This window comes from Cupriavidus sp. HPC(L) (assembly GCF_000307735.3).
Taxonomy (GTDB): Bacteria; Pseudomonadota; Gammaproteobacteria; order Burkholderiales; family Burkholderiaceae; genus Cupriavidus.
This window is the reverse complement of record NZ_AMPR02000290.1, coordinates 1-13,392: the sequence shown is the minus strand read 5'-3', so window position 1 is coordinate 13,392 and position 13,392 is coordinate 1. Positions and strand designations below refer to the sequence as shown.

At 67.3% G+C, this 13,392-nt stretch carries 11 protein-coding genes; 9 read left to right on the top strand and 2 right to left on the bottom strand.

What is annotated here, in order from left to right:
• Window positions 1–226 precede the first annotated feature (226 nt).
• Both gltS and B551_RS15830 read left to right on the top strand, forming a co-directional pair.
• The gene (gene gltS / locus B551_RS15835; protein ID WP_006578871.1) at window positions 227–1,420 is read left to right on the top strand and encodes a sodium/glutamate symporter; all 1,194 of its coding nucleotides are present in this window, start codon (window positions 227–229) and stop codon (window positions 1,418–1,420) included.
• Between the two features lie 2 nt (window positions 1,421–1,422).
• Complete coding sequence (locus B551_RS15830) at window positions 1,423–2,952, top strand: TAXI family TRAP transporter solute-binding subunit (RefSeq protein ID WP_006578872.1); 1,530 nt, start codon at window positions 1,423–1,425, stop codon at window positions 2,950–2,952.
• A 128-nt stretch (window positions 2,953–3,080) separates the two neighbouring features.
• Here B551_RS15830 and B551_RS15825 read toward each other — a convergent pair whose 3' ends face one another.
• Window positions 3,081–4,067: a LysR substrate-binding domain-containing protein gene (locus B551_RS15825; RefSeq protein ID WP_006578873.1), complete on the bottom strand. Its 987-nt coding sequence runs from the start codon at window positions 4,065–4,067 to the stop codon at window positions 3,081–3,083.
• Between the two features lie 155 nt (window positions 4,068–4,222).
• Here B551_RS15825 and B551_RS15820 point away from each other — a divergent pair, with 155 nt between their 5' ends.
• From B551_RS15820 to B551_RS15800, 5 genes are all read left to right on the top strand, one after another.
• Window positions 4,223–5,257 (top strand): tripartite tricarboxylate transporter substrate binding protein, encoded by a 1,035-nt coding sequence (locus B551_RS15820; RefSeq protein WP_023264507.1) that lies wholly within the window; start codon window positions 4,223–4,225, stop codon window positions 5,255–5,257.
• Window positions 5,258–5,324: 67 nt separating this feature from the next.
• Window positions 5,325–6,848 carry a UxaA family hydrolase gene (locus B551_RS15815; protein ID WP_006578875.1) on the top strand — a complete coding sequence of 508 codons (1,524 nt, stop codon included), beginning with the start codon at window positions 5,325–5,327 and terminating at the stop codon, window positions 6,846–6,848.
• Between the two features lie 34 nt (window positions 6,849–6,882).
• Complete coding sequence (locus tag B551_RS15810; RefSeq protein WP_023264505.1) at window positions 6,883–8,358, top strand: NAD-dependent succinate-semialdehyde dehydrogenase; 1,476 nt, start codon at window positions 6,883–6,885, stop codon at window positions 8,356–8,358.
• Between the two features lie 79 nt (window positions 8,359–8,437).
• Window positions 8,438–9,241 carry a 4-hydroxy-2-oxoheptanedioate aldolase gene (hpaI, locus tag B551_RS15805; protein WP_023264504.1) on the top strand — a complete coding sequence of 268 codons (804 nt, stop codon included), beginning with the start codon at window positions 8,438–8,440 and terminating at the stop codon, window positions 9,239–9,241.
• A gap of 65 nt (window positions 9,242–9,306) precedes the next feature.
• Window positions 9,307–10,716, top strand: coding sequence for an FAD-binding oxidoreductase (locus B551_RS15800; RefSeq protein ID WP_006577427.1), 1,410 nt, complete (start codon window positions 9,307–9,309; stop codon window positions 10,714–10,716).
• Window positions 10,717–10,780: 64 nt separating this feature from the next.
• On the opposite strand, the gene B551_RS15795 is transcribed toward B551_RS15800, so the two are convergent.
• A complete protein-coding gene (locus B551_RS15795) occupies window positions 10,781–11,518 on the bottom strand; it encodes a type 1 glutamine amidotransferase domain-containing protein (protein ID WP_023264502.1) in 738 nt (245 codons plus the stop codon).
• A gap of 131 nt (window positions 11,519–11,649) precedes the next feature.
• Between B551_RS15795 and B551_RS25660 the strand changes: the two genes are divergently transcribed.
• Window positions 11,650–12,192 (top strand): hypothetical protein, encoded by a 543-nt coding sequence (locus B551_RS25660; protein WP_006577424.1) that lies wholly within the window; start codon window positions 11,650–11,652, stop codon window positions 12,190–12,192.
• 319 nt (window positions 12,193–12,511) lie between these two features.
• The coding region (locus B551_RS15790; protein ID WP_023264501.1) for a MurR/RpiR family transcriptional regulator at window positions 12,512–13,392 on the top strand (881 nt) is incomplete at its 3' end.

Here is a 13,392-nt window from a genome sequence, read left to right as displayed (position 1 = left end):
CCCTCGCTTGTCATTCCCGCGCATGCGGGAATCCAGCGGCTTTCCAAGTCACTGGGTCCCCGCCTTCGCGGGGACGACGGATTCGCAAGCAAGCTAAGGCCGGACGCGATCGATCGCGTCCGGCATTTTTTTTGCGCATTGCAGTTCGCATTTGTCGCGTCTATGCTGGCATAGATCCATACGCGTCACTTTTCCGCCGGTACCGGCGGGCAAGGATGGGAACTCGATGCAGATTCGCCTCGATCCGGTCGCCTCGGTGCTGATCGCCGTGCTGGTCCTGCTGCTCGGTACGCTGATCAATCGGCGGGTCGCCTTTCTGTCGCGCTACAACATTCCCGACCCGATCACCGGTGGCATCCTGTTTGCCGCCGTCGCGGCGATCGCGGTGGCGCTGTTCGACTTCCGCGTTGTCATCGACGCGGGCATCAAGCCCGTGCTGCTGCTGATGTTCTTCGCCGGCGTCGGCATGGGCGCCGACCTGCGCGCGCTCAAGCAGGGCGGCAAGGCGCTGGTCATCTTCCTGATCGTGCTGTTTCCCTATATCGCCGTACAGAACATCGTCGGTGTCGGCATGGCCAAGGCCATGGACCTGCATCCGATCTTCGGGCTGGTCGGCGGTTCGATCACGCTGGTCGGCGGACACGGCACCGGCGCCGCCTATGCCGAGCGCTTTGCCGAGATCAACAACCTGCAGTCGGTGATGGAGCTGTCGATGACGGTGGCGACGGTCGGCCTGATCGTCGGCGGCATCATCGCGGGGCCGGTCGCGCAGTACCTGATCTCGCGGTATCGGCTGCGCTCGCAGGGCGAGGACGAAGCCAGCGTCGAAGCCGAAGCGCATGGCTTCCCCATCACGACCGTCGCCGCGATCGGCGCGCTGGGCGGCATCCTGGTGGCGGTGGTGATCGGCCGCTGGCTCGCCGCGCAGTTCTCGGGTCAGGCCATCACCATCCCGGGCTTCCTCTGGTGCATGCTGACGGGCATCGCGATCCGGAACCTGCTGCCCTTGGCAGGCGTGCGCTTCGACGACCGTCCCGCGGAGCTGATTTCCAATGTCAGCCTGTCGCTGTTCCTGGTGATGACGATGATGGCGCTCGACCTGGTCGACGTGGCGCTGTCCGCGGGACCGTTCCTCGCGATCATCGCGATGCAGGTCGTCTTTATCGTGCTGTACGTGGTGCTGGTCTGCTTCCGCTTCATGGGGCGCGACTATGAGGCCGCGGTACTGTCTGCCGCCTTCATCGGCTTCAACATGGGCTCGACCGCGACCGCGATGGCCAATATGCAGGCGATCACCGCCAAGCATGGACCGGCACCGAAAAGCTTCGTGGTGGCGCCGCTCGCCGGCGCATTCTTCGTCGACATCATGAATGCCTTCGTGCTGACGCTGATGCTGGCGATGCCGCTGATGGGAGGCTGATCGTGCGCCGCCTGTTCCCCGCGCTGTTCCCCACGCTGTTTGCCGCGCTGTTTGCCGCGACCGTGGTGTTGCTGCTGGCCGGATGCCAGCGCGGCCCGGATGCCGACGCGTTGCGAAAGGATGTCGCCGCGCGGCTTGGGCAGGCGCTGCCGCCCGGAACAGTGGAACTGGCGGAGCTGCGGCGCCAAGGCTCGCAGACCGATCGGCGCGGTCCGCCCGGCGAGGACCGGCGTGTCGTCTACTTCGACGCCGAGCTGAAGCTGACGCGCGACTTCGACTTCGGCGCATGGGATGCCCCTGGCGTTGCCGGCTTGATCTCCGCACTCGGCGCCGCGCCCAAGGGCGTGCAGGGCATTGCGCTGGGCGGCAACAAGGCCGGCGACATCATTCGCGCGCACGGCGCCGCGGTGTACCGCGAGCAGGATGGCCGCTGGGTACCGGTCGCATCCGGCGGCTACCGTCCGGTCGCCGCGCCCGCCTATGCGGCCAGCGCGCCGCAGGGCGCGGCCGCCATGCTCGAAGCGGTCCGCCGCATCGTCGAATCCGTGCCGGCAGAGTCCTCACCCGAACAGCACGCGATGATCACGCAGGAACTTGCCGCCGCGCACGCCAGCATTCGCGCCCGGCTCGCGCGCGCCAACCAGGGCTATCCGCTGGCGGGAGGCGCCGAAGGCGGGCAATACCTGCGCTTCGCCCAGGCGCTGGCCGCCAAACCGGGCGCCAGGGTAGTGCCGCTGGTCACGAGGGGCGGCGACGAGAACCTGCGCATGCTGCGCCAGGGCAAGGCCTCGCTGGCGTTGGCGCAAGCCGATGCGGCGCTCGACGCCTACCGCGGCGACGGCGACTTTGCCGCCGACGGACCGTTCACCTCACTGCGCGCGATCGGCAGCCTGTATCCGGAGGCCGTGCATGTTCTCGTTCGCGCCGATGCCGCCGTCAAGGCGGTGGCGGATCTGCGCGGCAAGCGCATCGCCATCGGCGAGAAGGGCGGCGCGTCGCAGCGGACTGCCGTGCGCGTCCTCGCGGCGCACGGGCTGCGGCCGGCGGATTTTTCCGGGCGCCAGCTGGGCATCAACGCATCGCTAGTGGCGCTTCGGCAGAACGAGGTCGACGCCGTGATCCAGATCATCGGCGTGCCATCGGAAAGCATCCGCGACGCGCTGGCCGCGGTTCCCCTGCGCCTGTTGCCGCTCAGCGAGAAGGCCGCCGCCGCGCTGGCCGATTCCGGCCGTGGTTATTTGCGCTATACGGTTCCCGCCGGCACCTATGCAAACCAGACAGGCAACGTGGCGACCGTGGCCGTCGCCGCGCAATTGCTGGTGGCCGCCGACCTGTCCGACGCCGAGGTCGGCGCGATCGCACGCAACGTGTACGCGCCCGGCGCCGACTTCACCGCGCGCGGCAGCGCGCAAGGCGCGCAGATCTCGCCTGCCACGGCAACGCAGGGCTTGTCGGTGCCCCAGCATCTGGCCGCGGCCCGCGCCATCGAGGCGCTTACCAAGGGCGGCGTGCCAGCAGGGAAGGGCCGGTGACTATTCGCGTTCTGGAAGCGAGGTGCCGGAGCGGCGTGTCTGTCGTCGGGACAGTGGCGCACACACCGTTATCGAACGTCGGCAAATTCGGGAAAATTGCCGACGTTTGATAACACCCTCAACGGAACTCATTTTCCCTGTCGTACACCTCGCCGCCGCGGGGCTTCACCCGTCCCCATCTCCGCCGCCGCCAACCGCAAACAATCCACCAGATGGTCCGCGCTGGCGCCCAGTCCGGCTTCGCGCGAGGCGCGCAGCGTAATGATTCCCACCGGCGGCAATTCGATCGGCACGGCGATCTTCACGATGTCGAGCCTGCCTTCGCTGGCGAACTGCCTTGCCACCGAGCGCGCCAGGAAGCCGACGGCTTCGCGCTGCGCGACGAAGGTCGAGACCGCGAGATAGGACGAGGTTTCGATCCGGTCCGACGGCGGCTCCAGGCCCTGCGCGAGAAACGCCTGCTCCAGCTTGACCCGTAGCGAGGCCCACGGTGGCGGCATCACGCATGGCAGCTGCGCCAGATCCGCCCAGCCAACTTTGCGCTTGCCGGCGAGCGGATGTCCGGGCCGGACCACGGCCACCATTGGTTCGTTGTAAAGCGCCTCGGTTGCAAGGTCGGGTGCCGCATAGCCCGGCTCCAGCCGGCCCACGATCAGGTCGAGCTCGGAAAGGCGCAGCTTCGGCAGCAGGTGCGTCAGATCGCCTTCCTCGATCAGCACGGTGGCCTGCGCGGAGCGCGCCTTTAGTCGGGCGGTGGCGTGTGCCAGCAGCACCGGCAGCGCGGCGCCCATTGCACCGACGCGCACGCGGCCGGCCGCGCCCGTGTCGACAGCCTCGATCTCCTCGCGCGTGCGATCGTATTGCGCCAGCACGCGGCGCGAGAAGCGGATCAGCGCTTCGCCGGCCGCGGTCGGTTCAGTGCCGCGGGTCGAGCGGGAGAACAGCACCAGGCCGAGCATCTTCTCGACTTCGGTCAGGGCCTTGGACACCGCCGGCTGGCTGATCGACAGGAATTCGGCGGTCTTGCCGAGATGGCGGAACTCGTCGAGCGCCACCAGCAGCTGCAGATGGCGTAGCTTGATGTTGGAGCGCAGCGCGCGGTCGATATGGGGCATGCCGTGCAGTCTACCTCGTGCCCTACTTAACCGGAAGGTTATCAAGCAATGACGATATTGGATTGGATCGTTATGTCGTAGCCGGACACAATGCCGCCCATGGCGTTGCCTCGATGCACGCCGGCCACCACCGATAACACAGTGCGAGGACGACAATGAACCCAGGTTCCCCCATCAATCCCGCGCGCCGCCGCCTGATCCTGGGCGCCGGCGCGGGCGTTGCGACCGCCGCCGCGGCCGCGGCCACCGGTACGGCCGGCATGTTGCTCGCGAGCGGCGCCAGTGCCGCGACCTATCCCGAACGTCCGATCACCTTCATTTGTCCGTGGCCGGTCGGCGGCACCGCCGATCAGTCGATGCGCGCGCTGTGCCAGGTCGCCTCCGGCATCCTGAAACAGTCGATCGTCGTCGAGAACCGCGCCGGCGCCTCGGGCATGATCGGCACCCGCGCGCTGGCGCGAGCCAAGCCGGATGGCTACACCATTGGCCAGATTCCGATCTCGGTCACGCGCTTCTCGCAGCTTGGCATGCTGGAGATCGATCCGCGCACCGAGCTGACCTATCTGGCGCGTACCTCGGGCCAGACCTTCGGCATCGCGGTGCCGGCCGGCTCGCCGTACAAGACGCTGCAGGACGTCGTTGCCGCGGCCAGGGCCAATCCGGGCAAGCTGACCTATGCCCACGCCGGTATCGGCGGGGCGACCCATGTCGGCATGGAGCAGTTCGCGCTGGCCGCCGGCGTGCGCTTCAACGCGATCGCTTACAAGGGCGGCTCGGCGGCGCTGCAGGATGTGCTCGGCGGTCAGGTCGACCTGCTGGCCGATTCCAGCTCGTGGGCGCCGCATGTCGAATCCGGCAAGCTCCGCCTGCTGGCCACATGGGGCGAGCAGCGGACGCCGCGCTTCAAGGACACGCCGACGCTGCGCGAGCTCGGCTACGACGTCGTGGTCGAAGCGCCCAACGGCATCGGCGCACCGAAGGGGCTGGACTCGGCGGTCGAGAAACAGCTGCGCGACGCCTTCCGTGCCGCGGTGGCCAGCAAGGAATTCAAGCAGGTTGCGGCGCGCATCGACGCGCCCGTCATGTATCTGGACGGACCCGACTACAAGAAGTACGTGGCGGCGGTCTACGAGCAGGAAACCCAGCTGATCCAGCGCCTGAAGCTGAAGGAAATGCTGCAGCAGAGCTGATCCCTTCAGCGCCGATGTGCCTGGCGCAGACCACCATCGCCCTCGCCAACCACAGGAATTGTTCGACGTGAACGTCAATGCCGTCATCCGCCTGCACGCCAACGACAACGTGCTGATCGCCCGCCAGGACCTGGCGCTGGGACAGCCGCTGCCCGAGCTTGGCGTGCGGGCGCGGGCCCAGGTGCCTGCCGGCCACAAGATCGCGGCGTGCGCGATCGCGAAGGGCGAGCCGGTGCGCAAGTACGACACCGTGATCGGCGTGGCCGATCGCGATATCGCGCCGGGCGAGCACGTGCATTCGCACAACCTGAAGCTGGTGGACTTCTATCGCGATCCGGCTTTCTGCAGCGACGTGCGGCCCATCGACTATGTGCCCGAGGCCGAGCGCGCGAGCTTCCAGGGCTTCGTGCGTCCGGACGGCCGTGTCGGCACGCGCAATTTCATCGGCATCCTGTCGTCGGTCAATTGCTCGGCCACGGTGATCCGGCATATCGCCGACCATTTCAGCCGCGAGCGGCTGGCGGCGTATCCGAACGTTGACGGCGTGGTGGCGTTCGCCCATGGCACCGGTTGCGGCATGTCGTCGCCGAGCGAGCATTTCGATCTGTTGCGCCGCACGCTGGCCGGCTATGCGCGCCATCCGAACCTGGCGGGCGTGCTGATCGTCGGCCTGGGCTGCGAACGCAATCAGGTCGCCTCGCTGGTCGAGTCGCAGCAACTGGAGCCCGGCAGCCATCTGCATACGATGGTGATGCAGGACACCGGTGGCACGCGCGAGACCATCGCCGCCGGCATCCGGGCGATCGAATCGATGCTGCCGGCGGCCAATGCGGCGAGACGCCAGCCGGTTCCCGCCAGCCATCTGAAGATCGGCCTCGAATGCGGCGGCTCGGACGGGTTCTCCGGCATCACCGCCAATCCCGCGTTGGGCGCCGCGATGGATATCCTGGTGCGCCACGGCGGCACCGCGATCCTGTCCGAAACCCCGGAAATCCACGGCGTCGAATACATGCTGACGCGACGTGCGGTCACGCCGGAGGTCGGCCAGAAGCTGCTCGACCGGCTAGCGTGGTGGGAGCGCTACACCGCCGGCCACAACGCGCAGTTCAATGGCGTGGTCGGCCACGGCAACCAGCAGGGCGGGCTCGCCAACATCTTCGAGAAATCGTTGGGCTCGGCTATGAAGGGCGGCACCACGCCGCTGCAGGCCGTGTACCAGTACGCCGAGCCGATCGACAAGGCCGGCTTCGTCTTCATGGATTCGCCCGGCTATGACCCGGTTGCGGTGACCGGCCAGATCGCCAGCGGCGCCAACCTGATCTGCTTCACCACCGGCCGGGGCTCGATGTTCGGCTCCAAACCGGCGCCGACGATCAAGCTGGCGTCCAATACGCCGATGTACCGGCGCCTCGCCGACGACATGGACATCAACTGCGGCGTCATCGTCGACGGCGAACTGACCGTCGCCGAGATGGGGCAGCGCATCTTCGAACATATCCTGCGCGTCGCCTCCGGCGAGAAGACCCGCAGCGAGCTGCTCGGCCTCGGCGACAACGAGTTCGTGCCCTGGCATATGGGCATCGTCAGCTGACCGGCCGCATCCTTTCCAGGACTTCCATCGCATCATGTCCCTGCAGCTTTCCCATGCCGCGCTGCTGCGCGGCCAGAACCTGATCGGCGCCCAGTGGCAGCCCGCAGCGGCCGGCGATCGGCTCGATGTCACCAATCCTGCCGATGGGTCGACGCTGACGCAGGTCGCGGACAGTGGCGCCGCCGATGCGCGCCGCGCCGCCGATGCCGCCCACGCCGCCTTCGCCGGCTGGAGCCGCCGCCCGGCGAAGGAACGCGCGCGGCTGCTGCAGCGCTGGCACGCGCTGATCCTCGAACACCAGGAAGACCTGGCCCACATCATCTCGGCCGAGCAGGGCAAGCCAATGCACGAGAGCCGCGGCGAGGTGCAGTACGGTGCCGCGTATGTCGAGTGGTTCGCGGCCGAGGCGGTCCGGATCTGCGGCGACATCGTGGCCGAGGCCGTGCCGGGCCGAAAGTTGCTGGTGCTGAAGGAACCGGTCGGCGTGGTCGCGGCGATCACGCCGTGGAACTTCCCGCTGGCGATGATCGCGCGCAAGATCGCGCCGGCGCTGGCGGCCGGCTGCACCGTGGTCGCCAAGCCGGCCGAGGACACGCCGCTGACCGCGTTGGCGCTGGTCTATCTGGCCGAGCTCGCCGGCGTGCCGGCGGGCGTGCTGAACATTGTCACCGCGTCGCGCGAACGCACGCCCGAGGTGGTCGACGTCTGGCTTGCCGACAGCCGCGTGCGCAAGATCACCTTCACCGGCTCGACGCCGGTCGGCAAGCATCTGGCGCGCGAGTCCGCCGCGACGTTGAAGAAGTTGTCGCTGGAGCTCGGCGGCAACGCGCCGTTCATCGTGTTCGAGGACGCCGACCTCGATGCCGCGGTCGAAGGGCTGATGGCATCGAAGTTCCGGAATGGCGGCCAGACCTGCGTTTGCCCCAACCGCATCTACGTGCACGAGGCCGTCCATGACGATTTCGTCGAACGGCTGGCGCAGCGCGTCGGCGCACTGAAGGTCGGGCCGGCCAGCGAGGCGGGCTCGCAGATCGGCCCGATGATCAATGCGCGCGCGGTCGACAAGATCGCCCGCCACGTCGAGGATGCGGTGGCACGGGGCGCTCGCGTCGTCACCGGCGGCAGGCGCGTGCGTACCGGGGACGGACCGCACTACTACGCACCGACCGTGCTGGTCGGCGCCACGCCGGAGATGGCGCTGTCCTGCGAGGAAACCTTCGGCCCGGTGGCACCGATCTTCCGCTTCGCCAGCGAGGACGAGGTGATCGGCCACGCCAACGACACGCCCTTTGGGCTCGCCGCCTACTTCTATTCGAACGATGTGCGCCGCATCTGGCGCGTCGCGCAGGCGCTGGAGACCGGCATCGTCGGCATCAACGAAGGGGCCATCGCGGCCGAGGCCGCACCATTCGGCGGCGTCAAGGAATCCGGCTATGGCCGCGAGGGCTCGCGCCATGGACTGGACGATTATCTGCATTTGAAGTATTTGTGCCAGGGTCTGCTGGACTGAGCCCGACCCAAGCCGTACAAGCACGTACACGGCCCAGTCCCCAGTCCATCGAACCCGTATCGCTTTGACAGGACCCGTCATGCCCGCATCCAATCCCTTCAAGACCGCACTGGCCGCCCGCCGGCCACAAATCGGCCTGTGGCTGTCGATGGCCGGGCCGTACCTCGCCGAGGTTGCGGCCACCGCCGGCTTCGACTGGCTGCTGATCGACGGCGAGCACGCCCCCAACGATGTGCGCAGCGTCCTGGCCCAGTTGCAGGCGGTCTCGGCCTATCCGAGCGCGCCGGTGGTGCGCGCCGTGGCCGGCGACGTCCCGCTGATCAAGCAGCTGCTCGATATCGGCGCCACCACGCTGCTGGTGCCGATGGTCGATACCGCCGAGCAGGCGCGCATGCTGGTCAGCGCGACGCGCTATCCGCCGCAAGGCATCCGCGGCGTCGGCAGCGCGGTGGCGCGGGCCTCCCGCTGGAGCGGCCGTGCCGACTATCTCGATGTCGCCGACGACGAGGTCTGCCTGCTGGTGCAGGCCGAGACCGTGACCGCGCTGGCGAATCTGCAGGAGATCTGCGCGGTCGATGGCATCGACGGCGTCTTTATCGGACCGGCAGATCTGGCGGCGTCGATGGGCCATCGCGGCAATCCCGGCCATCCCGAAGTGCAGGCCGCGATCGAGAACGCGATGCGTACCATCGTCGCCAGCGGCAAGGCGGCGGGCACGCTAACTTCCGATTCCGCGCTGGCCCGGCGATATCTGGAGCTGGGCTGTACCTTCGTGGCGACCGGCGTCGATGTGCTGCTGTTCGCCAAGGCCGCACGCCAACTGGCGGCCTCCTTCCGCGAGGAAGGCGCCGCGCCCGCGCAACGGCCCTCCGCCGCCTACTGAACGCTTTGCCGATTTCTTCGACCATGCCATTGGATAGTTCCGCGCGCGACGCCACGCTGCGCGCCATGCAAGCCATCGTCGGCGACAATGCCTGCCTGATCGCCGACGCCGATACCGAGTCCTACGTCACCGACTACCGGCGCATCAGCCGCGGCAAGGCCAGCGTGGTGGTGCTGCCTTCGACCACCGAGCAGGTTGCCGCGGTGATGGCGTGGTGCCATGCGCACGGCGTGCCGGTGGTGCCGCAGGGCGGCAATACCTCGTTGATGGGCGGCGCGGTGCCGGACACGCGCGGCGATGCCGTAGTGCTGAACCTGCGCCGCATGAACCAGGTGCTGGCGATCGATACGGTCAACGACACGCTGACCGTGCAGGCCGGCGTGACGCTGGCCGCCGCACGCGCCGCGGCGGAAGAAGCCGGACGCCTGTTTCCGCTGCGCATCGGCTCCGAAGGCTCGTGCCAGATCGGGGGCAATCTGTCGACCAATGCCGGCGGTACCGCGGTGCTGCGCTACGGCAATATGCGCGACCTGGTGCTCGGCATCGAGGCGGTGCTGCCCGACGGGCGCATCTACTCGTCGCTGCGGGGCCTGCGCAAGGACAACACCGGCTACGACCTGAAACACCTGTTCATCGGCGCCGAAGGAACGCTGGGCATCATCACCGCCGCGGTGCTCAAGCTGATGCCGCAACCGCGCGCGAGCGCGGTGGCCTTCGTGGCGGTGGCGTCGCCGGACGCGGCCGTGCGCCTGCTGGGCGAAGCCAAGCGCCTGTCGGGCGGCGCCGTCACGGCGTTCGAACTGATCTCGGGCCCGGCGCTGGACCTGGTGCTCGACTATCTGGGCAATGTCGCCTCGCCGCTGGCGCAGCGGCACGACTGGATGGTGCTGATCGAATTGAGCTCGGGCGCGGATGCCGCCAGCCTCGAAGCGACGCTGCTCGAAATTCTCGAGAGCGGCTACGAACAGGAACTGGTGCGGGACGCGGCGATCGCCGCCAGCGTCGCCGACGCGCAGACCTTCTGGCGCATCCGCGAGGAAATCTCGGACGCGCAGACGCGCACCGGCGGCAGCATCAAGTGCGATGTGTCGGTGCCGCTGTCGCGCATCGCGGGCTTCGTCGACGAGGCGTCGCGCCGCGTGCTGGAACTGGTGCCCGATGCCCGCATGGTGATCTACGGCCATATGGGCGACGGCAACGTCCACTTCAATCCGCTGCGTCCCAAGGACGCCGACGCCAAGGCGTTCCTCGCGCAGTGGTACAAGCCGGTGTCCGACCTGGTCGATGGCCTCGCCCATGGCGAGGGCGGCTCGATCTCGGCCGAGCACGGCATCGGCGCGGTCAAGCGCGACGACCTGCGCCGCTACAAGTCGCAGGTCGAGCTCGAACTGATGTGGCAGGTCAAGCGGGCGCTCGACCCGAAGAACCTGATGAATCCGGGCCGGGTATTACCGGCGATGGGCGTGGGCGGCTGACCGTTCGGGCCGCCGCCCGGGCAGTCACCCGGCAATTCAAGCCGGCACGCTCCAGCCGGCACGTTCAGGCCGGCTCGGCCGCCGGCTCCGACAACCGCAACGTGCGCAGCACCGCCTTGGCGACGCCATATGCACTGCCGGGGTTCTGTCCGGTAATCAGGCGCCCGTCCTCGACCACATAGGGCGCAAACGGCAGCATCGCCTTGCTGTATTGCGCGCCGCGCTTGCCCAGCTCCTGCTCGAGCCCGAACGGCACGGCGAAGTCGCGCTTGGCCATGATTTCCTCGTTCCACGAGAAGCCGGTCACGCGCTTGCCCTGCACCAGCGGCTCGCCGTTGGACAGCCGGACGTCCAGCAGTCCGGCCGGGCCATGGCATACCGCCGCGACCACACGGCCCTGCTCGTACATCGCCGCGATCAGCCGCGCCAGCGGCTCGCAGCCCGGGAAGTCGAACATCACGCCGTGGCCGCCGGTCAGGTAGATCGCATCGAACTCGCCGGAATCGACCGCCGCCACGTTGGCCGTGTCGTTCAGCAGGTCCATGAAGATCCGGTCCTCATAGCGTTTGAAAACACTGCTGCGCATGCCGGCACTTCGTGCAAGTTCCGACAGCATCAGGCTCTCGGGATCGATCGGGATCTTGCCGCCCGACGGCGACGCCAGCTGCAGCGTATGGCCCGCTTCCTCGGCCACATCCCAGAAGTGCGTCAGTTCGCTGAGCCACAGGCCGGTACGAAAGCCCACTTTTTGGTACTGGTCGACGTTGGTCGCGACCACCAGGATTCGGCGTTGCGCTGGCATGGGTGCCTCCTGCTTTTTCGGGGAAGTTCGAAAGTTGCAAGAAGCGTTCCGCATGGCAAGCGATACGGTAGCGCTTGTCCGAGAATCGCCGCTTTGTGCCTCGTTCAAGGGGCGACTGCAAGGACCAGCTCGTGGCACGACCTTACTTCCCGCCTGCAGCGGTCGAGGGCGAGATCATCGATTTTGCACACCTGGAGCCGTTCAATTTGGAAGTTGAAAGCGGCCTCGCCAAGAAGACGCTTCGCATGCGCGTCACCTTTTCGAATCATTGCTTCACGAAAAGGTGCCTGGATGCGGCGCCCGACTTCAAACAACCCATCTTCGACGGCAACACGCACCGGCCACGTGTCTTTTGCCCGGTGCGCTATCGCCTGTCTCGGAAGCTTCCCAGCGTGATTCTTGGGCTAAATCATCCGAAGGCAAAAGTCTGGCAAACATCGTCACGGCGTAACTGGGCGTACTCGATGACCGTCCAGGACCCCAAAGGTCCATATCATGTCTTCTTTGAGGTCCGCCGAGCCTTGGGCGAGCGGAGGCGGTCCCAGGACCTGAATCTGATCGTGGAGAGTGCCTACCACCAGACCGAACGGGCGCCAGTCTGCCTTGGTTCCATAGGCTTTGTCTTGCTGTGTGGAAAGGTGTATCTGGGTCACCCAGTGGCCACCAAAAGATAAGCCGACAATAAAAAAGGCGCCACTGGGGCGCCTTTCTGTACAGCAGATCCGGACACCACTTTCGACTCGCCTTGCGCGGGTACGGCTTTCGCCGCTGGGAAGCGCTCGATCTCATCCGGTCAGTCGCTTCGATCCAGGCAATCTAAACGAGTTGGACAGCACAGTCAATGACAGCAGGGGGCGAAGCCGCCGAATAGATGCGGGTAAACCCTTGCTCTCGTAAACTCTATTTTCATGGCACAGCTATTGCGTGTAAATTTGTTTACATCGATAGCCGTTCGCCGGATGCACCAGATTGCGTCCGGCCCACCGCAGAGCCATGACCGTTTCCCGTTCGGACCCGGCTGCCAGGCCGGCCGATTCCGTGCCAGACCCGGCGCCCGAGACCACCGTCTCCCAGCGCATTGCGAAGGTATTCCCGTCGCTGACGCCGGCGCACCAGCGCATGGCGGACTACGTGCTGGCCAACCCGTTCCGCGCGGCGACGATGCGGATCGACGAGTTTGCGCAGGCGGTGCAGGTGTCGGTGGCGACGGCAAACCGCTTCGCGCATGCGCTGGGCTTCGACGGTTACCCGCAATTTCGCGCCGAACTGGTGCGCGGGTTCGAGGCCACGCTGGCGCCAGTCGAGAAGCTGCGCACCGAACTGGAGCGCCCGGCGACGATCACCGAGATCATCGCGGCCTCGCTGGAAGAGAACGAGCGCAACCTGCAGGCGACGCGCCGCGCGCTCGATGCCGATGCCTGCGAACGCGCGGTGACGGCGATCCTCGAGGCAGAGCATGTCTATGTGCTGGGCTTCGGTGCCAGCGGCTATCTGGCCGGGCTGCTGCAGCATGGCCTGGACATGTACTGCCGCACGGTGATCACGGTCGCGGGCGTCGGCGGCGCGTCGACCGCGGCGCGGCAGCTGTTCAAGCTGACCAGCCGCGATCTGGTGATTCCGATCGCCTTTCCCCGCTATGTCTATGACAGCGTCGCGCTGACCGAGCGCGCCCGCGCCCATGGCGCGCGGATCCTCGCGTTGACCGATGGGCCCACCTCGCCGCTGGCGCCCTTTGCCGATATCGCGCTGTATGTCAGCGCCGGCCGGCAGTTGTCGGCCAACTCCGACGCGGCGGTGCTGGCGATGATCGAGGCGCTGTGCGGCGCGGTCGCGCACCGCGCCACCGGCTCGGTCAAGGCCGCCGCCGACATGAC

Bases quoted from the DNA above. Each gene is read 5' to 3' on its own strand.
- gltS (WP_006578871.1), top strand. From the start codon at position 227: ATGCAGATTCGCCTCGATCCGGTCGCCTCGGTGCTGATCGCCGTGCTG.
- B551_RS15825 (WP_006578873.1), bottom strand. From the start codon at position 4,067: ATGCCCCATATCGACCGCGCGCTGCGCTCCAACATCAAGCTACGCCAT.
- B551_RS15820 (WP_023264507.1), top strand. From the start codon at position 4,223: ATGAACCCAGGTTCCCCCATCAATCCCGCGCGCCGCCGCCTGATCCTG.
- B551_RS15810 (WP_023264505.1), top strand. From the start codon at position 6,883: ATGTCCCTGCAGCTTTCCCATGCCGCGCTGCTGCGCGGCCAGAACCTG.
- hpaI (WP_023264504.1), top strand. From the start codon at position 8,438: ATGCCCGCATCCAATCCCTTCAAGACCGCACTGGCCGCCCGCCGGCCA.
- B551_RS15800 (WP_006577427.1), top strand. From the start codon at position 9,307: ATGCAAGCCATCGTCGGCGACAATGCCTGCCTGATCGCCGACGCCGAT.
- B551_RS15795 (WP_023264502.1), bottom strand. From the start codon at position 11,518: ATGCCAGCGCAACGCCGAATCCTGGTGGTCGCGACCAACGTCGACCAG.